Source organism: Zhouia amylolytica AD3 (assembly GCF_000511935.2).
In the GTDB taxonomy this organism is placed as follows: domain Bacteria; phylum Bacteroidota; class Bacteroidia; order Flavobacteriales; family Flavobacteriaceae; genus Zhouia; species Zhouia amylolytica.
Genome location: NZ_AYXY01000023.1, coordinates 410,517 through 432,315 on the forward strand (window position 1 = coordinate 410,517; position 21,799 = coordinate 432,315).

The 21,799-nt window shown below is 37.5% G+C and carries 20 protein-coding genes; 3 read left to right on the forward strand and 17 right to left on the reverse strand.

All coding sequences use genetic code 11. The annotated features are described in order from the left end of the window. Nucleotides 1-128: 128 nt before the first annotated feature. On the reverse strand, nt 129-3,371 hold the full coding sequence (locus P278_RS12580) for a S41 family peptidase (protein WP_038267389.1): 3,243 nt from the start codon (nt 3,369-3,371) through the stop codon (nt 129-131). Nucleotides 3,372-3,491: 120 nt separating this feature from the next. Continuing rightward, entirely contained in the window at nt 3,492-3,710 is a 219-nt protein-coding gene (locus tag P278_RS12585; RefSeq protein ID WP_038267390.1) for a PLD nuclease N-terminal domain-containing protein, read from the reverse strand. A 209-nt stretch (nt 3,711-3,919) separates the two neighbouring features. On the opposite strand from P278_RS12585, the gene P278_RS12590 reads away from it, so the two are divergent. Continuing rightward, nucleotides 3,920-4,393, forward strand: coding sequence for a regulatory protein RecX (locus tag P278_RS12590; protein ID WP_038267393.1), 474 nt, complete (start codon nt 3,920-3,922; stop codon nt 4,391-4,393). 109 nt (nt 4,394-4,502) lie between these two features. Here the strand turns inward: P278_RS12590 and P278_RS12595 are convergent, their stop codons facing one another. The 10 genes from P278_RS12595 to P278_RS12640 all read right to left on the reverse strand — a co-directional run bounded on the left by P278_RS12595 (nt 4,503) and on the right by P278_RS12640 (nt 14,225). Continuing rightward, nucleotides 4,503-5,210 (reverse strand): DNA alkylation repair protein, encoded by a 708-nt coding sequence (locus P278_RS12595; protein WP_038267395.1) that lies wholly within the window; start codon nt 5,208-5,210, stop codon nt 4,503-4,505. Between the two features lie 72 nt (nt 5,211-5,282). Continuing rightward, on the reverse strand, nt 5,283-5,765 hold the full coding sequence (locus P278_RS12600) for a cupin domain-containing protein (protein WP_038267397.1): 483 nt from the start codon (nt 5,763-5,765) through the stop codon (nt 5,283-5,285). Nucleotides 5,766-5,786: 21 nt separating this feature from the next. Then, a complete protein-coding gene (locus P278_RS12605; RefSeq protein ID WP_038267399.1) occupies nt 5,787-6,680 on the reverse strand; it encodes a helix-turn-helix domain-containing protein in 894 nt (297 codons plus the stop codon). Between the two features lie 9 nt (nt 6,681-6,689). Further along, nucleotides 6,690-7,100: a nuclear transport factor 2 family protein gene (locus tag P278_RS12610; RefSeq protein ID WP_038267401.1), complete on the reverse strand. Its 411-nt coding sequence runs from the start codon at nt 7,098-7,100 to the stop codon at nt 6,690-6,692. A 65-nt stretch (nt 7,101-7,165) separates the two neighbouring features. Continuing rightward, on the reverse strand, nt 7,166-7,720 hold the full coding sequence (locus P278_RS12615) for a carboxymuconolactone decarboxylase family protein (RefSeq protein WP_038267404.1): 555 nt from the start codon (nt 7,718-7,720) through the stop codon (nt 7,166-7,168). Between the two features lie 155 nt (nt 7,721-7,875). Next, nucleotides 7,876-8,751: an RluA family pseudouridine synthase gene (locus tag P278_RS12620; RefSeq protein ID WP_051413551.1), complete on the reverse strand. Its 876-nt coding sequence runs from the start codon at nt 8,749-8,751 to the stop codon at nt 7,876-7,878. A 30-nt stretch (nt 8,752-8,781) separates the two neighbouring features. Next, nucleotides 8,782-10,596: an erythromycin esterase family protein gene (locus P278_RS12625; protein ID WP_051413552.1), complete on the reverse strand. Its 1,815-nt coding sequence runs from the start codon at nt 10,594-10,596 to the stop codon at nt 8,782-8,784. A gap of 249 nt (nt 10,597-10,845) precedes the next feature. Beyond that, nucleotides 10,846-11,715, reverse strand: coding sequence for a cupin-like domain-containing protein (locus tag P278_RS12630; RefSeq protein ID WP_038267406.1), 870 nt, complete (start codon nt 11,713-11,715; stop codon nt 10,846-10,848). A 64-nt stretch (nt 11,716-11,779) separates the two neighbouring features. Next, nucleotides 11,780-12,883 (reverse strand): biotin synthase BioB, encoded by a 1,104-nt coding sequence (bioB, locus tag P278_RS12635; protein ID WP_038267410.1) that lies wholly within the window; start codon nt 12,881-12,883, stop codon nt 11,780-11,782. Between the two features lie 187 nt (nt 12,884-13,070). Next, the gene (locus P278_RS12640; RefSeq protein ID WP_038267413.1) at nt 13,071-14,225 is read right to left on the reverse strand and encodes a beta-ketoacyl synthase N-terminal-like domain-containing protein; all 1,155 of its coding nucleotides are present in this window, start codon (nt 14,223-14,225) and stop codon (nt 13,071-13,073) included. 68 nt (nt 14,226-14,293) lie between these two features. Between P278_RS12640 and P278_RS12645 the strand changes: the two genes are divergently transcribed. Further along, nucleotides 14,294-14,719, forward strand: coding sequence for a cytochrome c oxidase assembly factor Coa1 family protein (locus P278_RS12645; protein ID WP_038267967.1), 426 nt, complete (start codon nt 14,294-14,296; stop codon nt 14,717-14,719). A gap of 10 nt (nt 14,720-14,729) precedes the next feature. On the opposite strand, the gene bioA is transcribed toward P278_RS12645, so the two are convergent. The 3 genes from bioA to P278_RS12660 all read right to left on the reverse strand — a co-directional run bounded on the left by bioA (nt 14,730) and on the right by P278_RS12660 (nt 17,938). Beyond that, on the reverse strand, nt 14,730-15,998 hold the full coding sequence (bioA, locus tag P278_RS12650; RefSeq protein ID WP_038267417.1) for an adenosylmethionine--8-amino-7-oxononanoate transaminase: 1,269 nt from the start codon (nt 15,996-15,998) through the stop codon (nt 14,730-14,732). Between the two features lie 16 nt (nt 15,999-16,014). Then, nucleotides 16,015-16,638 carry a dethiobiotin synthase gene (bioD, locus tag P278_RS12655; RefSeq protein ID WP_038267420.1) on the reverse strand — a complete coding sequence of 208 codons (624 nt, stop codon included), beginning with the start codon at nt 16,636-16,638 and terminating at the stop codon, nt 16,015-16,017. A gap of 145 nt (nt 16,639-16,783) precedes the next feature. Beyond that, nucleotides 16,784-17,938 carry an aminotransferase class I/II-fold pyridoxal phosphate-dependent enzyme gene (locus P278_RS12660; RefSeq protein ID WP_038267423.1) on the reverse strand — a complete coding sequence of 385 codons (1,155 nt, stop codon included), beginning with the start codon at nt 17,936-17,938 and terminating at the stop codon, nt 16,784-16,786. Between the two features lie 54 nt (nt 17,939-17,992). Here P278_RS12660 and P278_RS12665 point away from each other — a divergent pair, with 54 nt between their 5' ends. Beyond that, complete coding sequence (locus P278_RS12665) at nt 17,993-19,762, forward strand: M61 family metallopeptidase (protein ID WP_038267425.1); 1,770 nt, start codon at nt 17,993-17,995, stop codon at nt 19,760-19,762. A 122-nt stretch (nt 19,763-19,884) separates the two neighbouring features. On the opposite strand, the gene P278_RS12670 is transcribed toward P278_RS12665, so the two are convergent. After that, nucleotides 19,885-20,163: a F0F1 ATP synthase subunit epsilon gene (locus tag P278_RS12670; RefSeq protein ID WP_038267427.1), complete on the reverse strand. Its 279-nt coding sequence runs from the start codon at nt 20,161-20,163 to the stop codon at nt 19,885-19,887. Nucleotides 20,164-20,186: 23 nt separating this feature from the next. After that, nucleotides 20,187-21,695 (reverse strand): F0F1 ATP synthase subunit beta, encoded by a 1,509-nt coding sequence (gene atpD / locus P278_RS12675; protein WP_038267431.1) that lies wholly within the window; start codon nt 21,693-21,695, stop codon nt 20,187-20,189. Nucleotides 21,696-21,799 lie beyond the last annotated feature (104 nt).

The following is a 21,799-nucleotide window of genomic DNA, read 5'->3' on the forward strand; positions in this document are numbered from 1 at the left end:
TGCTCAATTTAGCCCATTATACAGACTTTGAAAAACTGGTATGATAAGTAGTCAACCGCTTCTCACCCTTTAAAATATCTAACAAAAAAAGGGGGCACCCCCCCTTTCCTATTATACTTCAAATACTTCTAGTCCCGATCTGGCCCCTTCACCCTGTTTGGGTATGCTGGACGAGAAGGATAATTGGGCTGATATTCTTTTAATTTTTCCAATACAACCTCAATCGCCTTTTCCAATTGTGGGTCGCGTCCTTCAATAACTTCTTTAGGCCATTGTTCAACATCTATATCAGGAGCAACACCTTCATTTTCGACCCTAAAGCCCTTTTCGCTATAAAACGCTACATTAGGAGCCGTAACGCTGCCCCCATCAATAAATTCCGGATATCCGAGTATCCCAACGAGCCCACCCCAGGTTCTCTTCCCTATCAGGGTACCAAGCTCATACTTTCTAAACATCCACGGTAAATAATCCCCTCCGGAACCAGCCGTTTCATCAATCAGCATCACCTTAGGACCTTGTATAGAGGCATTGGGCGCCTTTAAATCTTTCCCATACCTAAAATTCCAATGTGATTGATAAGGCTTTCTTAAAATGTCAATATAATAATCGGCTAACTGCCCACCACCATTATAACGCTCATCAACAATAATTGCCTTTTTATTCACCTGAGGAAAGAAATAACGTTTGAAATATTCATGACCGGCACCGGCAGTATTAGGCACATATACATAAGCAACCTGCCCGTCTGTGGCCTTATTTACCTTCTCAATATTTTCTTCAACCCACGCCCGGTTTCTCAACGCATCCTCATTTCCTATTGGAACCACTTTCACCTCTCTGGCATTCGAACCATTGGAATTACTTCCTATTTTTAAATAGGTAATCTTACCCGCTTTATTTTCAAAATAACTAAATAAATTATCATCGGCAGTTACCTCAACACCATCAACAGCTATTAGATATTCCCTTTCTTTCACATTCACTCCCGGCTCAGTAAGCGGAGATCTTAAATCAGGGGTCCAGTTTAATCCACCGTATATCTTTTTAAACCTATATCTGTTATTAACTATTTCATAATCTGCCCCCAACAATCCTACATTTACGGTTTCCGGATTATTTAAACGATCTCCTGTCCCTTGAAACCGATGATGCCCTACCGCCAGTTCACTAAACATCCATTGCATTACCCGATACAAATCGCTTCTGCATACAACATCAGGTAAAAACTCGATATATTTTGCCTTCATTGCATCCCAATCAGCACCATGCATCCCCGGGTCATAAAAATAATCCCTGTTCACCCGCCATGCTTCATCAAAAATATTTTTCCATTCTTTAACCGGGTCTATTTTAATTTTAATCATATCTACTTTCACACCCCCATTATCAGGTTTTTTACCTGTATCAGCTACATTCCACGAACTACCGCTACGAATTAAAGTCTTTTTACCATCAGCTGAAATAACAAACTGATTCGCCTTTAGCACTTCTTTGGCTTCCCGCTTTTTCAAATCAAAATGCATCAAGGGTTGTGGACTTGAATATCCACTATGAGGTAGAAAATTCATATAATATAAGTTCCCCTCTTCAGGACATGCCAACCCTGAATACATTCCGGGTTGTACAGGTAGATCTATAATTCTATGCTGCAAACCATCAAAATCTATTTCCAGCAATTTATCTTTTTTATCCTTTTTCGAATCACTTGCGTCTTCATCCAATACTTCTACATCATTTTCTTTGGCCAAGGGCGAAATTATATCTTCCCTAAGGGTCACCAGGTAAATGGAATTTGTCATTTCCATATCCTGATTCGATTGATCAAACCAATTTACAACCGGACCGGCATCCGTTGAGGCTAGCATATACACATACTTTCCTCCCGGATCAAAAATTGGTTCAGACACATTAGACAAACCATCAGATATAGGATATGATTTACTGTTTTTCAGACTGTATATAAATGCCTGTTCAAAGTTCGTTTCTGTAATGACAGTATACGTAATGAAATTAGAGTCGTACGACCATGAACCAAACATATCCCTGAAAGCACCCGGAATATAAAGGGTATCGGTAGCTATTTTTTTAATTCTTTTTGATGAAACATCCAGCACGTAGAGGTTCCTGCCGTTATCTACAAAGGTTAATTTCTTACTATCCGGCGACCAGTTTAAATACGCATAAAACCCCGTTCCATCGAGGGTTATAGAAGTTAACTTATCACTTTGTATATCTTTCAAGTGAATGGCGTATTCTCCACTTACATCAGAAAAATAAGCGATATTCTTTCCGTCAGGTGACCATTGAGGTTCCTTTTCATGAACCCCGGGGGTCTGAGTGATATAGTTGACGTCACCTTTATCAGCTGGCACCGTAACAATGTCACCCCTAAAATCAAATATTGCTCTGACTCCTGAAGGTGAAATACCGGCACTTCGAATATAATTAGCCCCTGAAACAAACCGCGGCCTCATTTCAAGTAAATCGGTAGCTATACCCACCGTTATTTTCTCACTGGAGTTTGATTCCGGATTGAAAATATGTAAATACCCACCCTGTTCATAAATGAGCTCTTTACCATTCGAGCCCATTCCTATAACCGGGAAATCAGTATAATTAGTATGTTGATCTACCTCTTTGGTATTAATATCATAAGAGAATAAATTGAATTCACCATTTCTATCACTTCTGAAGTACACCTTATTCCCAATCCACTGCGGATGCGCATCATTTGACCCCGATGCCGGCTTCGGAATTTCACTTACTCTTTTATTGCTCCTGTTATACACCCAAATACGGGCTTGTGTACCACCGCGATAATGCTTCCATTGACTGAATGCTTCGTAATTCGGGTTATAGGCTATGTAATTTCCATTGCCTGAAATAGTACCTCTAAAAACCGTGGGGATGGGCAATTCTTTTGGCTGCCCTCCGTCCACACTTACGGTATACAGCTTTGCGTGTCGATTCGTATAATTCGTACGCCTGGAGTTAAATAACACCGCTCCATCCGGAGTAAAACCCCTAACAATATCCCACGAAGGATGCCAGGTTAATCGTTTAGGAACTCCCCCTGTTGAAGGAATCACAAACACATCGGTATTCCCATCGTATTCCGCACTGAATGCGATCATAGACCCATCCGGTGAAAAAACCGGATTCGACTCCCTTCCTTCATCGATAGTTAATCGTTTTGGATTCGAGCCATCTTTATCAGCGATCCATAGGTCTTCAGCATAAACAAATGCGATTTGGTCATTACTAATTGCAGGGGAATTTAACAATCTGGTGTCGTTTACATTCTGTGATTGAGCGGTAACGCCTATCAACAGCAACCCTAACACCAAAAATGATGAAAAGTTTTTCATGAGTTATTTTGTTTGACGGTTAGCAATTCAGACCCTAATAACCAGGATCTTTCCTTAATGGACTATGAAGTTAAGAAAAATTTGCCTTCTACAACCATGAAAAACAAGCGATTAGAACAATTACACTTTCTTTATCCGCTGACTTCTTCCTATCAGGAAGTATAGTACAACTCCTATAGGGTAGAAAAATAAAACAACTAGTAACCAAATAATTTTTCCATACCCTTCAAATTCATGTTTAACAATATCAATTATTGCAAAAATTACGGGGATTATAAAGAGAATTAAAATCAGCATAAGGATCTGCCATGGGCCGATCATTCCTAAAAAGTGTGTCATAATAATTTTAATAAATAAAGATTTAATATATACTGTCCACCGAAAACGAAAAACATAATTTTCAAATGCAGATCCCCTTCCTGCAATAAATCATAGCTATCTTTCTCTTTGAAATAGCGATTAATTTATTCTATTTAAAAGCAGTTTAAACAATCTTACGATGAATTTTCGCTCTAATATAGAAAAATCTTTTTTCGTTTCTTTACACCATGATTGAAAAACGTTCGTATACGGTCGATGAAGCCAAACGTAAACTGGAAGCCTATTGTGCCTATCAAGACCGCTGCCATAAAGAGGTTGTTGCCAAACTAACGCAAATGGGTATGATTCCATTAGCTATAGACACGATCGTCGGACATTTAATAGAACATAACTTCTTAAATGAGGAACGCTTTTCCAAAAGTTTCGCCCGTGGCAAATTCAATCATAAAAAATGGGGTCGAAATCGAATTATAAGAGAATTGAAAGCTAGGGACATCTCTAAATACAACATTCAAACTGCTTTAAAGGAAATCCCTGACAAAGTATATTATAAGACCTTCGATGCATTGGCTAAAAAACGTTTAGATCAACTGACTGAACGCAATTTGTATAAAAAAAAGAAAAAATTAGCCGATTACCTGTTGTATCGTGGATGGGAAAGCCATATGGTATATGACAAAGTAAATGAGTTGATTAAATAAATCGTTAGTATCTTCCATGCTTTTACTACTCAGTGTTCAGCTTTAAGTGTTGAGACCATAAAACTAGTCATAGCCATATCAAACTGTATTGAATGTTTTAGTGTACTTCTTACTTTTTCATTGCTTGTTTTTTCCTTTCAGAAGTCATTTTTTCAATTGCATAACGTAAAGAGGTACGAGGCATTACATCTTTTTTATCCATTACATATTCAAAAACTTTTCTTTGATGTACCTGGCTGGCTACTTTTAACAACCATCCGTAACCTTTTAGTACCAAATAGTCTTCATCTAACAATAGCCTATCAGCTATATCAAAAACATCGTCCAGAAATTCACCCTTTTTTGCCGGAACTATCAGAGATACTGCTGCTGCCCGCCTTACCCACCTGTTTTCGGAAGTTGTCCATTTTTTTAATTCCTCTATATATTCAGGATACATCACTACAAAGGTTCCTAAAGTATGATTACATAGGGTATCACACGAAGCCCAGTTATTTACATAGGTATTCACCCATTTTTTAAAAACGTCAAAATCTTCTCGCTCGTATTGTTTGCGAATATAATAAGACCAATGGCAGGCAATAAACGATTCTTCCATAAAACCCGATTGCCACAAGGTTTCACACAAATTAAAAATAGTCTGTTTGTCTGCTCCTTTAATTTCTTTAAAATACTCTTTACCAATTTTACGAACTACAGCCGCCTTAACCCCATAAAGCCTTACCTCTTCTTTAAAAAACCGGTATCCGCTCTCCCGAGCTCTAACAGAACTATTTTCTCTTAATTCATTTCTGATTAATTCTATAATGTTGTCCATTTGCTTAAAATTGTATGGAGACAGGGACAAAGAAACCCATAGCATCAATAATTATATATCTGACGCTATCAGCTATTCCAATGTAAATTCATCTATTACGCTCTTCAGATCGGGGAATTCCTTCTTTAGTTGAGCATTGGTTGCCAATTCAAAATCAGCAAAATCAAATCCTGGAGCCACGGTACAACTTACAAGGGCGAAGCCCTTTTCGTCTTTAACCTTAGACGCAAACCAGGTGTTGGCAGGTATTTTATAAAATAACTTATCCCCTTTTTCTAAATTATCACCTAAGACAACGGTATGAAGTATACCTTCTGATATATAATATATTTCCAGGGGCGCACCCTTATGAAAGAACCAAAGCTCATCAGATTGGATTCGATGAAAATGCGATTTATCCATATCTTCAAGAAGAAAATGGATAGCAGTACACACATTTCTTTTCTCTCCATCACGATTCAAAGTCGTTTCTGCAGATCGATATGTTTCCTTATAATACCCTCCCTCCGGATGGGGTTGTAAGTCTAATTGCTCTATTAAGGTTTTCCCATTCATATCTACTTCGAATTAAATTATTTATCTACCTGTTGCTAATCTATTAAAACCTACAGTTTCTCTATACATTTGAGGTGATATTTCTACATTCTTTTTGAAGAACCGGCTAAAATAATATTCATCGCTATACCCTAATTCATAGGCTATTTCCTTTATCGTTTTATCCGTTAAATACAACTCCCTTTTAGCCTCAATTACGATTCGTTCAGCAATTAAGTTGGTAATCGTTTTATCAAAATGCTTTTTAGTAAGTTTTCCCAATGACTTGGTGCTTATCGTCAACATTCTTGCATAGTCACTTGCACTGTGTTTGGTCTTATAATGCTCTTCGATACTGTCTTTTAAATTTTGCAAAATAAACGGCTCCTCATTCTGCGCTTCCTTTTGGCTGTAAGCTGATAACGATTGCTGTGTCTTTTCTCTCGAGGCGGTAATAAGAAAAAGTTTCAAATAGGATATGATCGACTCGTACTGCGCCAATGCATCACTCTGCAGTTCATTCTTGATCTGTTCCATAAACATTTCAAGTTTATTACTAACCGGCTCCTTGACTTCCATTACCGGTGGGCAATAAATATTGTTAAAGAGAACGCCATTACAAGCTACTTCTTTTTGATGTTTGTGTATACAGAAGAAATCCGGATGAAAGTGAATGATTGTCACCTTCACCTCTTCTGAATCACTCATGATCATGAAGGGCTGATATGGCGAAAAACACATCAGGGTATTTGCTGTAAATTTATACTCCGAAAAGTCAGCTTTTAAAGTTCCTTTACCCTTTTTAACCCATATTAACGCATAATAATTTAGCCTTTGAATATGGTCAAAAGCCTGTAAAGTATCAATATCATAAATTTTAAACGCCAGGTTACCGGTTTGCGGGTTAACCAGGGTCAGCTTACTTTTCTGCATCATAAAATAAATTTACAGTTTTCTATCCTTCTTTTCAATCTTAAGATCATTTATACTTGCGTATCTTTTTTGCATTAACCCCTCATCATCAAACTCCCATAGTTCATTACCATATGCACGGTACCATTGTTGATGCTCATCCCGATATTCGTATTCAAAACGAACCGCGATTCGGTTATTGCGAAATCCCCATAACTCCTTTCTTAACCGGTAACATTGCTCTGTTTTCCATTTTTTAGTCAGGAAATCTATAATTTCCTTTCTTCCATTTATAAATTGAGTCCGGTTTCTCCATTCAGAATCTACGGTATAAGCTAAAGCTACTTTATTCGGGTTTCGGGTGTTCCAGGCATCTTCTGCCAATTGCACCTTCATCAACGCAGATTCAAGCGTAAACGGAGGTACTAAATTTTTAATATCCATATCAAATCTGTCTTTGTTGCAAAAGAAAAGGACAAGCAATTTATCTTGCCCCTTTCAAGCAAGTATTAAAACGTTGAAGTTTCAACTAAGGCAGTTTCAGGAAAATCAACAACTACTTCAATGGCATTATTGAAATAGTTTGTAAAAATATTTAATACCGTATGACCAATAATTTCGGCAATTTCAGCATCAGTATAACCAGCCCCTTTAACAGCATTAAAATCCTCCGTACTAACACTTCCTCTTTTAGCTAATAAAACCTGAGCAAATGTTAAAGCCGCTTGAGTTTTAGCATCATTGCCCTTACCAGCTTTTGCATTTTCAATAGTATTGGCATCAATACCAACTAACTTTTCACCTATAAATGAATGAGCAGCATTACAATAATTACATCCATTAACATTGGCTACCGTAAGTGCTATTAACTCCCCTAATTTTCCTCCCAAGGTACTTTTACCCAAGGATTCACTCAGTGAAAGATACCCACCTAGTACTGCTGGAGAATTCCCCATTGTTCTCATCATATTAGGAACCATTCCTAATTTAGACTGTATCGCTTCAAATAAATCTTTAGACGGCCCTGTAGTTTGTTCAGGATTAAGTGCTTCAATTCTTTGCATCGTTTTAAGTATTTAAATTCTTTGTCAATATCGACGATACAAAGGTTCATAATGCTAAAGGCTTTTAAAATGGACAAAAGGAGCTTTCTGATAGACAATTTCTCCTAAAGCACGGTAAGTAACCGCTAAACTATGATTGAAAGAAAAAAATCACCCTAAATAACCTCAGACTCCGGAAATATCTTTAAGAACTTTTTTGGCAGAGGATCTTTAATTTCCATGGCCTCATTCGTGATTGGGTGAATGAATTTTAAACCACAGGCATGCAAATAAACACCTTTACCATTCAGCACCAAACCTTTCAAAAAATATTCCTTATCTCCCAATATAGGATGTCCGATACCAAATAGGTGTTTACGTAATTGATGGCGTCGACCCGTTTGCGGTTCCAGTTGAACAAGATTTAATTTATTGAATCGTGGAGAATCTGCTGTTTGAACAACCTTATACACAGAACTTGCCTTTTTGCCATCTATGGGTTCATTTAACACCCCTTCCTTGTCCATTTCACCAATAGTAATGGCATAATAGGTTTTTTGAATTGCCTTGTCCTCAAACAGCTTATTAAGTGCTCGAATTGCCTTGCTTGTTTTTCCGACCAGTAAAACTCCGGTGGTAGCATAATCCAACCGATGAACAGGCTGTGGTTTAGTAGCATCAGACTGTGTACTGAGTTTTAAATTCTGTGATAAGGCATTTGCAATCGTATAAAAGCTATTACCACTTACTAAAATTCCTGCAGGTTTATGAACAAGTGCCAGGTATTCATCCTCAAACAATACTTTCAACTTAAAGATCAATTGTTTCTGAGGTGTGGTGGCTACTGGAATATTTAATTCGATTACCTCCCCTCCTTTTATGAAAGTTGCTGTACTCGCTATAACCCCATTAACCCTTATATACTCTTTTTTAAGGGCTTTTTTCAATCCCGACTTAGTAGGCAAGGCATAAAAAATTCCAACTCCATACTCTTGTAATCGTATCGGAGCTATCTGTTTTGGAACGGTATGAGTTTCAATTATATCCGGCATTAATTATAATCTATTCTGCAATATAAAACATTAGAAATTATCAGGAAACAAAGGAGTTGTTGCTTCCGTCGTTCTAATGAATATAATGGTATCAAACATCTTAAACGGTGATAATTGGTAATAATCCTTTTCACTTTCCTTTCTATATCCTACTAATTTCAAAACTCCTCTAATATCTTCGTGCATATTAATATTATTTGTCTGGAAACAATAAGCATCGTTAACTTGATCACCAAAAATTGTCTCCCACGTTATTTTTGGTTGATTTGACAAATATCCTTTTATAAGTCTATCATTAAATTTATGATCTCCGTTAATAAACTTTTCCTCTATAAATGAATACGTCCCATTAAGCGAACTCATTCCTATAGAATGGTAATCATCTTTAAAAAACTGTTTTAAATTTCTACCCATAATACCTATCTCGTTATCTATAATAACTGAGTTTGAAATATGTGCATTATGAGCCCAAACAATTATCTTGGTGTCCGGCTTCGTCCCTAAGAACTTAATTCTTTCGGCCATCATTTCATCCCTGCTTTGTATTGGTATTTCATCAATTACATTCTTATAATTAATATAAGTGGTCTTCGCATTTAAGAGCAACTCTTTTAATCTTTCTGAATAAAGCTTTTGTTCAATAAGATACTCCTCAATTGCAAGAATATCATTATAAGCTTCCTTATTAAGCTCATAATTATTTTTTGGTAATTTCCTTTTTTCAGGATACTTGTCGAGGTATTCTTCTATACTTAAAGTTACTTTTTCGGAAAAATCATGATACATCTCAATTAATTGAGGATTATTAAGTTTTAACAATTCATCTGTTAATATTTCATTAAGCACCCAAAAAGAATCATCACATCCTTTAAATTCAACATTATACCTAAAGCCCTCTTCTTTATACCATGCTAAAAATGATTTCATTTCTTGAGTTTGATAAATCGAAAACAAATGTTTACGCATTAGAGAATCTAAGTTCTTATTGTGAATCTCATCTGTTAATATTTCAATATCATCATATGGATTTTCCAAAATTACCACATTAAAACCCTTTTCCATAATCAGTTTTTTGGTAATTGCTTCTCTCAATTTATAATACTCTGAAGTACCATGGGTGTCTTCCCCTATGGCTACAATTTTCTTGTCACCTACCAATTCAATTAGAGATTCTAAACTTTTATTTAATTTCTTCACAGATGTTAAATCGACCCTCTCCCTATTCTTCTTGATTCTCTTGTAAAGATCTTCCTGTACTTCTTTGGTTAATTGTGGCTTATCAAAAAATTTCAGATTTTCTAATTTCTTCCCATCAATGGTAACCTCTAAATTATCTATCCACATTTTACCCTTACCTACTAATAAACCTCCAACAAATATTTTTTCTGCTTTTAAAGGATTATAATTAAACTCAATTTCATATTTCTCCCAATCAGTGGTTCCTGTAACACCTTGCTTTTTCATATTATTAAATCCTACTTTGGGATCTACTCGCATCCAAAGACCTGCCCAACCCTCAGTTACATTTTGTGTTTTAATATATCCGGTAAGTTTTATTTTTGAGCCGTTATATCTTGCTGGAATCGCATAAGACCATGCCCTAAACCCAGTACTATCTTTATCAAACTCAATTGTAGTAGCATACTTTCCCTTTTGAGTTACAATAGAATCAATTCCTATTTTATAAAGGCCTCTTCCAAAATCTTCCCATCCTTTTACTGCTCCCTTATCCAAGATTTCAAAATCTAAATTATGTTTTTCTAATTCTGGATTTTGGGCTTGAGCATCGAGTTTATAAAATAGAATTAACAAAAAAAGAAAGGCATTTTTAAAAATTGCAGTCATGGTAGTTAGATTAAATAAGTTGATTCACTAGAGTCTAAATAATCCTTAAACACGAACATTAATCAGATTATTCTCATAGTAAATATCAGAGCACATTTTCTAAACGTCAACTATTTTAACGCAGTTTAATACAACTTTAGGATAATTTAACAACAAGATTTCTGCCTAAGTATTCCATCTAAAATAGTAGTTGAATAGACCTACTTTTACCGTTGTCTAAGAGAAATACACGTCCCTCAAGAAATAAATTTATCTCTTGGTTATACCCAACTTCTTATGCGTCTCCACGAAAGCCTTTTCATTTTTTTTATCGATCCAGGCTTGTCCCTGAACCCTACGCATTAAATTGTCGTAATGACGCATCACAAGCACATTATATGCTGCCTTCGCAAGATTTGAAAATTTCCTTGGAAAGGCCCGTAAACTCATTGAAAATCCGGGAGTGACATATTTCATATAATGCCAATATCCCTCAGGCATAAAAAGCATTTCTCCATGATTTAAATCTGTAACATAGCCCTCTGCATATTTCAACGCTGGCCATTTTTTATAATCCGGATTATCAAAATCTATATCTTCTCTGGAAATTAAGGCATGCGGTACTTTGTACAAGTATTTGCTCTGATCAGGAGGAAGAATGACACATCGTTTCTTTCCATGAAAATGAAAATGAAGAATATTCGAATAGTCGATATCAAAATGCATAAACACTTTACTATTCGCTCCGCCAAAAAATAACATCGGTAATTGCTTAACTAAACACAATCCAATATCAGGCCATTTAAAATCCTTTTGCAGTTGTGGCACCTCTTTCATCAAATTATAAAGAAAGATGCGATAATCAGTTGGCTCTGTTTTTAAAAGATCTATATAATCTTTCATCCTCATCTTGGCATGAGGTTCATTAAATCCATCTTTATAGTCTACCGGTCGATCGTCATATAAAGGCACAATTTTGTCCCCCGCAATCTCAGAGATATATTCAAGACTCCATTTATTAAAGGCATCCCAGTCAGCCGTCAGCTGCTCAATAACCACAGGCTTTTGCGGTCTTAGATAATTCTCAATAAAGTCTTCTTTGCTTATTGTTTTTACCCTGGGTATTTTCTGCAACCTCATAGCAAACCAATTAATTATAACCAGATAAAGATACTAAAATGCCTGACTTTGCAACTGCTAAAGCCTACTTATCGGCTTTAGCATGTTGAGCTTTCGCTTTGGCCTCTTCATTTTTATCAATGACATGACCAGGACGCGACCATTTAGGTTTTTCTCCTAACGGTTTATACTTTGAGTCGCCAGCTTCAGTAGTTTGCGGCTGCACTTTTTTCGTAAACGGCTTTTGAGGATTAAGCCCTAACATTTTAAACATTTCCATATCCTCATTCACATCAGGATTAGGAGTTGTTAATAATTTATCACCTGCAAAAATAGAATTTGCCCCGGCAAAGAAACACATAGCCTGCCCTTCTCTGCTCATTTGCGTTCGTCCTGCAGATAGCCTAACCTGAGTTTCTGGCATGACGATTCTGGTAGTTGCTACCATGCGTAACATATCCCATATTTCTACGGGTTGCTGTTCTTCCATTGGCGTACCTTCAACTGCAACCAAAGCATTAATAGGAACCGATTCCGGATGAGGATTTAACGTAGATAATGACACCAACATCCCGGCTCTGTCCTCCAACTTCTCTCCCATTCCAATTATACCTCCACTACAGACAGTTACGTTTGTTTTACGAACGTTATCGATCGTCTGTAAACGGTCTTCATACCCTCTGGTTGAAATCACTTCTTTATAGTATTCTTCCGATGTGTCCAGGTTGTGATTGTAAGCATACAACCCAGCCTCTGCCAAACGCTGAGCCTGATTTTCAGTAAGCATCCCTAGTGTACAACAAACCTCCATATCAAGTTTATTGATGGTACGTACCATTTCCAATACCTCTTCGAATTCCGGTCCGTCTTTTACATTTCTCCAGGCTGCTCCCATACATACTCTCGAGCTTCCGCTTTGTTTCGCCCTTAATGCCTGAGCTTTTACTTGCTGAACAGACATCAGGTCATTCCCCTCAACATCAGTATGATAGCGGGCTGCTTGTGGACAGTATCCGCAATCTTCCGGGCAACCACCGGTTTTTATAGATAATAAAGTAGAAACCTGCACCGTATTCGGGTCGTGGTGCTCTCTATGTATCGTTGCTGCATCATAAAGCAACTCCATCAGTGGCTTATTATATATTGCTAAAACTTCTTCTTTTGTCCAATTGTGTCTGTTCTCAGTCATATTATCTTAATTTACAGGCTCCCCCAAAAAGAGTCGGACAATTCGCTAGATGTTTAAAAAAACCAATGCATTTTAAAATCCTTAAACATTCTTGCTCCATCCCTAAGCCAAACTTTCGATGCGTCAAAAATAACAAATCATTTTTTGCCTAATGTAGTTCTGGTTCAATATATTTTATTTGAAACAACTATAAGCTTAAAAGAACACTCACCGCATTCCCCCCAAAGCCCACTGCATTCACCATCACTTTTCTAATCTTCTCCGGCTCCTTATTTGAATTTAAATAAGGTACATTAATAAACTTTTGCTTCTGTAACATCATTATTCCGAGCTCTAGGCTTAACATTCCCGATGCTCCAAAGGTATGCCCAACTTTCCATTTATTGGTTGTTAATGCGGGCTGCTGGTTTCCAAAAACCAATTCAATGGCATTGAGTTCTGAACTGTCACCCTTTTTGGTCCCGGGGGCATGCATAACAATAACGTCTACATCTGATGGGCTTGTATTTCCCAAAGCCATTTTCATCGAACGTTGAAAACATTCTGCGTTCGTTGAAATCGAAATATTATGCTGAAGCACCTCGGTAGCATAACCAACTCCTTCTATAATTGCTATGGCATTATCCGACACGCCCTTTTCAAGGCAAGCTACACTTGCACCCTCTCCCAAAACCATAGTATTGCCCTGTTTATCGGGGTTTAAAGCCTTACAAGGATACGCATCAGTCTCCCTGGAGTAAATTTTAAGAGCCTTCATCTGGGCAATTGTAAAAGGGGTCAGTGAAGCCTCACTACCACCAACCATAAACTTGCTGGTCATACCTGAATTAATCCAGGCAACTCCGTTTAATAAAGCATGCAATGCCGTAGAACATGTAATTGAATGTGAAATTTCCGGCCCTTTAGTTTGTAAATCGTGGGCTATCCATGAGGATATGTTGCCCAAAGTAGTTGTAGGTGAACATAGGGTTTCCGTTTTACCACTTGAAAGAAAGTCCTCATAATAAGATTCAAACAACGCAGTTGCTCCCCTCGATGAACCCATATTGACCCCAAAATTATCATCTGAGCACCAATGGGCATCTTTCATCGCCATTCTTGCAGCATACATGGCATATAATACCGTATCATCAAGCGCTTTATATTTCTGATCCGATACCCTAAGTTTTTCAACTTCAAGCTTTGCACCCTCTGCTAATGGAGCAACCATAGCTTTGAATTCTCCAAACTCCCTTTCTTCTAAACAATGTTCATCACCTAAATACTTCTGCCAAATTTCATTTTCCTTAATTCCCAACGGAGAAACAGAAGCAATTGACTTAATAGATACCTTGTTGTTCAATTTTTTGTATTTTGGGCAAAATTAAGGGTATCTTAAGAAGATACCTAAAACAAACCCTACTAAATCACATGAACGAACTATCCCCCAAAAAAAGCTGGTGGGGCAGAAACTGGAAATGGGTTATTCCTGCTGGTGGTTGTCTTACCATTATTATCTTCATTGTTGTTTTTATAGGCACGGTCTTTTTTGGTGTCAGTACCATGATGAAAAGCTCAACACCCTATGAGGAAGCCATTACAAGGGTAAAAGAAAACAAACAAATCATTGAAGCATTAGGCGAACCAATTGTACAAGAAGGTATGATCCAAGGTAAAATCAATTATGAAAACGACCATGGAGACATCGACATCAAAGTACCGCTGGAAGGTGCTAAAGGAAAAGCCTCCCTCTATATCGTTGGAACAAAACAAGGAGACACCTGGAACTATTCTGATATGTATATCGTAATTAAAGCCACAGGTGAAACCATATTTTTACTGGAGAGTGAATTTTAAGCTTTCACTACTACAAAACTAAATCAAGAGCTGATTTAATACTATCGTATATTTTTTCTAGTTCCTTTTTCGTAATAGTATAAGGAGCTAGAATATAGATGGTATTTCCTAACGGACGCAAAAAGACACCTTGATCCATAAAATGCTTAAATAACATATCACGCAAATTTCCGTAGCGCTCCATTTTAATATTTAAATCCAAGGCATAAATAACCCCTTGCTGCCTTGTACCGGCAACTTTTGGATGAGTCTTTATCTCCTGATCAAATTCCTTATGACTCTCTACGACCATTTGTATATTACCCTGAACATCTTCTGAAGCAAGTAATTCAATTCCAGCCAATGCAGCCATACAAGCTAACGGATTAGCTGTATAAGTATGGCCATGAAAAAAACCTTTAGCTATATCATCATCGTAAAACGCATCATATATTTCCTGAGTACAACTAGTAATCGCCATAGGCAAAAGACCCGCCGTCAAAGCCTTACTCATACAAATAAAGTCAGGCTTAATTTCCAGAAATTCAGAAGCAAAGTTTTTCCCGGTCTTTCCAAAACCTGTCATCACTTCATCCGCTATCGTCAAGACATCATTCTCTTTACAACAAGCTAAAAGTGATTGCAGCCCATTTAAATCATACATTTTCATAGCTGCGGCACCCTGAACTAAAGGCTCATAAACAAAAGCAGCTACTTTATTTTCAGCAATCACCTGTTTTAACCTCTCAACAACATCTGCATTATTACTTCCATCCGGAGTCGGAATTCGAATTACTTTCAAAAAGAAATCTTCAAAAGGTCCGTTATATACCGACAGGCTGGAAACAGACATCGCGCCAAATGTATCGCCGTGAAAACCATCTTCAAAAGCAATAAGTGTATCCCTTTTATCACCCCCGTTAAAATGATACTGAAAGGCCATTTTTATGGCAACATCCACTGCAGTAGAACCATTTTCTGAAAAAAACAGCTTTTGTTGATTCCCTGGTAATATGGAGACTAAGGCTTCAGATAACTTAACAGCAGGTTCATGAGTAAAACCTGCAAACACAACCTGATCGAGGGTCTGCATTTGTTGGGCTACTTTCTCTGTAATAAAGGGGTTACAATGCCCATACATACAGGTATACCAGGAGGCAATCCCATCTATATACTCCTTTCCATGTTCATCATACAAATACACGCCCTTTGCCTTGGTTATTCCTAAAGCATCAGGTTTTACCTTATGCTGGGTTAACGGATGCCACAAATGAGCTTTATCTCTTTCCTGTAATGTCATTTTATTTCTTTAATTATTATAACTCCTGAAGAGTTTTACTAAATTTTTCTGCATACTCCTTCACCACATTTTCATCAAAATAAGGCTCTTCTGAAACCCTTCCGATTACCTTTACCCCAGTCATTTTCTTTACAATATTTTCAGTAGTCGGATTTTCATCTCCGCTAAAAATGATAGACACATCATACCCTTTATCCAACAATGCTTTTACGGTAAGCAATGTATGATTAATACTCCCCAGATAATGCCTCGAAACAACAATAACCTTGTATGACGGTTGAATGACATCTAAAATGGTGTCTTTATCGTTTAAAGGAACTAAAAGTCCACCGGCACCTTCAATCACCAAATGATTCTTTGTTTCCGGTTCTATAATTTCCTCCAAAGCAATAGTAACTCCATCTATTTCTGCCGCCGCATGCGGACTCATAGGTGTGTTTAACGCATAACTATTTGGATGGATAATCGATTGTTCATTACTGATAAGCTTTTCTACTTTATGAGCATCAGCATTATGAAGATCCCCAGCCTGGATTGGCTTCCAGTAATCTGCCTTTAAGGCCTCAGTAACTATTGCAGAAATTACCGTTTTACCAACCTCAGTGGATATTCCGGTAACAAATATTTTTTTTCTTTTCATACGGTATCGTCATGCTGAATTCACTTCAGCATCTCATCAATTTTATAATTCAACATATGTATTGTTGGATTCATTTGCTTAATTAAATCTAACTTCCATTGTATATCACAATGGGACACTGAAACAATTTCAGCATGTCGGATTCTTAAATCACAAAAGTAGCCAACAAGCCCAACACTTCCGAAATTTCAACCGTGGAATTATAGCTGTGAAGACAAAATCTTAATCGCTCTTCACCAGCAGGAACCGTTGGTGACAAAATAGCCTTAACCCCAAATCCTTTTTCCTGAAGTTGAGCAGCTATTAACTTGACCTTATCATTACCCGGAATCACACAACATTGGATCGCTGAATCACTATCAATAAAATGTTCTTTTAATCCCTTGTGTAACACCTCAGATTTGAAAAAAGCAATATTATTAAGCAACTTCAATAATTGACTGTCACCGGCTCCTAAACTTTTAAGTTTCCCGTAAGAGGCTAATATAGTCGCCAATGAATGTGGAGGCAATGCAGTTGTATAGATCAAACTGCGCGCAAAATTTAACAGATAAGTTATTAATTCAGAGGATCCGAGTACCGCAGCTCCATGACAACCCATAGCCTTCCCAAAAGTTACCACTCTGGCAAAAACCCTGCTTTCCAATCCCAAATATTGCGACATCCCAGCTCCATTTTCTCCAATTACCCCAAGGGCATGTGCCTCGTCTATAATTAAACGCGCATCACTTCGTTCCACTATTTCGAGCATCTTTTTCAAATCAGGAGCATCACCATCCATCGAAAAGACCGATTCTGTAACCACATACACTTCCTTAACCCCATCTACATTCTTCCCCATTAACATTTCGAGATTCTCGAGATCGTTATGCTTAAACTTATAGGCCCTGGCATTGCTCATCTGAATGCCATCACGGATACTCGCATGAATGAATTCATCGTATAAAATAACATCACCTCTCTGAGGTACACTTGAAAACAAACCGATATTAGCATCGTATCCCGAATTGAAAACAACCGAGGCCTCGATATTGTGAAAATCACACAATAAGGCCTCAACCTTACCATACAATTTATGATTGCCAGAAATTAACCTGGATCCGGTAGCTCCATTAGATTGTGAAACTGTTCGTTCTAAAATAGCACCTGCCTCACTAAAAATGGAAGACGCTTTAGAAAATCCTAAATAATCATTGGAAGAAAAATCTATACGATCACTCAGACCCGGCAATACCCGGAGGGCATTATTTCTAATGCGCTCATCTATTTTCTGTTGAAGCTTTGTTGGGAACTTAGGCATACGCAAATGTAATCAACATTCAATTAAATAATATATTAGCAAAAAACTTTTCTGATGCGATTAATATACACACCCCTTTTAACCCTCTTTTGTGTTTTTAGCTTTTATACCCAGGCACAAAAATCAACCTATAAGATCTCCTTTGAGAATGCAGTACACCATGAAGCAAACGTTAATGTTATATTTTCTGAATTGGAAGGCGAAAATTTAACTGTTAGAATGAGCAGCGCTTCTCCAGGTCGATACGCCGTGCACCATTTTGCTAAAAACATTTATGGAGTAAAAGCCACAGACAGCAAAGGGACTCCACTTAAAATAATGCGTCCAGATCCTTTTTCATGGAAAATAATGAACCATGATGGTGAAGTAAACCTAAATTATATTTTGTTCGCCAACCGGGGAGATGGCACCTATAGTCAAATAGACGAAACACACGCCCATCTGAATATGCCGGCAACTTTTATGTTCGCTCCGACCCTGGAAGACTTCCCCATGGAAATCACCTTTAACGTAAGAAAAGATCTCAACTGGAAGGTAGCTACTCAATTAAAAGAAACAGGTGCTAACATGTATTGGGCACCAAATCTGCAGTATTTTATGGACAGCCCCACAGAAGTGAGTGACTTTTCTATAAGAAGTTTTGATGTAGACGGACAAACCATCCGATTCGTATTACACCATCACGGCACCGAAGAAGAACTGGACACTTACTTTGAAAATGTAAAAAAAACAGTTTTAGAGCAGAAAAAAGTCTTTGGTGAACTTCCGGAATTTGACTTTGACACTTATACCTTTTTAGCTTGTTACATACCAAATGCCAGTGGTGACGGCATGGAACACAGAAACTCTACTATCCTTACCAGTACACGAAGTCTGGCGAACGGAGGAATGCAAGGTAACATTGGAACCGTATCACATGAATTCTTTCATGCATGGAATGTAGAGCGTATCCGACCTCAGTCCCTGGAGCCTTTTGATTTTACCAAAGCAAATATGAGTGGTGCGCTGTGGTTTGCTGAAGGCTTCACAAGCTATTATACCAATCTAATCCTTAGTAGAGCAGGGGTTATCACTCCGGAACAGTACATTAAAAGCCTTAACGGAACTTTTAATTATGTATGGAATTCACCTGCCAGGCAATACTTTAACCCCATTGAAATGAGCTATCAGGCTCCTTTTGTAGATGCGGCCACTTCCATCGATCCGGTAAACAGAGAAAACACCTTTATTTCATATTACTCCTACGGAAGCGTCCTTGGTTTGGCTTTAGACCTGTCACTACGTGCAGAGAGGCTTAATTTAGATGATTATATGAAACTCGTATGGATCAAATACGGAAAAAAAGAACAGCCATATACCATTAAGAATTTAGAAGAAGCACTAAAAGAATATGCCGGAACAACATTCGCTACAAATTTCTTCAATAACTATATATACAAAAGTGAAATGCCAGATTACAAGACTTTATTCTCTAAAGTAGGTATCCAAATCAATCAGGATGCCTCCAAAGCATATAGCGGAATAAGCTTGAATGGTCAGAACGCGATACAAAAGAACATCGCTCAAAATACTCCCGCATATAAAGCAAAATTAGATATGGGTGATACGATCTTAAGTATTGACGGAAAAAAAGTAGACGGAAACTTCAAAGACCTGATTACCAACTATAAACCGGGTGATAAAATTACAGTAGAATTTGAAAGATACGGTATAAAGAAAAATACAACTCTCATCCTTTCTTCAGATCCAACCTACACCATTAGTATTGATGACAAAGCCTCGAAAAAACAATTGAAAAAGCGAAGTGAGTGGCTGTTAAACTAATCCAGACAGCCACTTTCAACATATAATCAATTAGATGACAATTTAATCCCTGCTCAATAGAATGCATAAAAAAACCGGACCAAAAGTCCGGTTTTTTTTAGTATTATATTTATTTACTGAAACTAGTCAGCTAAAATAATTACTTTATTGTTATTGAGTTCAATAGTTCCACTATTGATTGGTAATAAGGTTTCATTCTTATCACCTTTAGAAAACTTATCAGCGAACTCTTTTCCCAATTCCACATCACCAAAAATCTTCACATCACCTTTTCCAAGGATTGAAACTATTGGGGCGTGATCTTTAAGCATTTGAAACTCACCATTTATACCAGGAACGGCAATTGACTCAACCTCTCCTTTAAATAATGTTGCTTCGGGTGATACTATTTCTAAATACATATGCCTTTTAATTTGATATTAAATTATGCGTCAGCAAGCATTTTCTCACCAGCTTCGATAGCCTCTTCGATAGTTCCTTTTAGGTTGAACGCTGCTTCCGGCAGGTGATCTAATTCACCATCCATGATCATATTAAATCCTTTGATAGTATCTTTAATATCTACCAATACCCCAGGGATACCTGTAAACTGCTCAGCTACGTGGAATGGCTGAGATAAGAAACGCTGAACTCGACGAGCTCTTGATACCGCTAACTTATCTTCCTCAGAAAGTTCTTCCATACCTAAGATTGCGATAATATCCTGAAGTTCTTTATAACGTTGTAATAACTCTTTTACTCTTTGTGCACAAGCGTAGTGATCTTTACCTAAAATATCAGCAGTAAGAATTCTGGAAGTAGAATCTAATGGATCTACCGCTGGATAAATACCTAGCTCTGCAATTTTACGAGAAAGTACCGTTGTAGCATCTAAGTGAGCAAAGGTCGTTGCAGGAGCTGGATCCGTCAAGTCATCCGCAGGTACATATACCGCCTGTACTGATGTAATTGATCCTTTTTTAGTTGATGTAATACGCTCTTGCATCGCACCCATTTCAGTTGCTAATGTCGGCTGATAACCTACCGCTGAAGGCATACGACCAAGAAGTGCAGACACCTCAGAACCTGCCTGTGTAAAACGGAAGATGTTATCTACGAAGAAAAGTACGTCCTTTCCTTGTCCGTCACCAGCACCATCACGGAAATATTCTGCGATAGTAAGACCAGATAATGCTACACGAGCACGTGCTCCTGGAGGCTCATTCATCTGACCGAAAACGAAAGTAGCTTTTGATTCTTTCATAGCAGCTTTATCTACCTTAGAAAGATCCCAACCACCTGCTTCCATAGAATGTAAGAAGTCGTCACCATACTTGATAATTCCTGACTCTAACATCTCTCTTAAAAGGTCATTTCCTTCACGAGTTCTTTCACCTACACCAGCAAATACTGATAAACCACCGTGACCTTTTGCAATATTGTTGATCAACTCCTGAATAAGTACCGTTTTACCTACACCAGCACCACCGAAAAGACCAATTTTACCTCCTTTTGCGTAAGGCTCAATCAAATCAATTACTTTAATACCTGTAAATAAAACTTCTGTAGAAGTTGATAAATCTTCAAATTTTGGTGCCTCTCTGTGAATTGGAAGACCGTCCTTACCCGTTTTAGGTAAATCTGCCAATCCGTCGATAGCATCTCCTACTACATTGAATAGACGTCCGTAAACATCTTCGCCAATTGGCATTTGAATTGCACTACCAGTTGCTACAGCCTCACTACCTCTGCTTAAACCATCAGTAGAATCCATCGAAATGGTTCTTACTGTATTTTCACCAATATGAGATTGAACCTCTAGTATAAGCTTAGTACCATCTTGTTTTGTAATTTCCAATGAATCATATATTCTTGGAAGCTCTGAGTCAGAACCAAACTCTACGTCCACAACCGGACCAATTATTTGTGCAACTTTACCTGTAACTTTTGACATTACTCAACTATTTAATGTTTAGCGTATTAAAAGCGAAATCATATTTTCTTTACAACATCTCAAAAAGATGCTTTTTTCGCGGTGCAAAGATATGTTTTTAATTG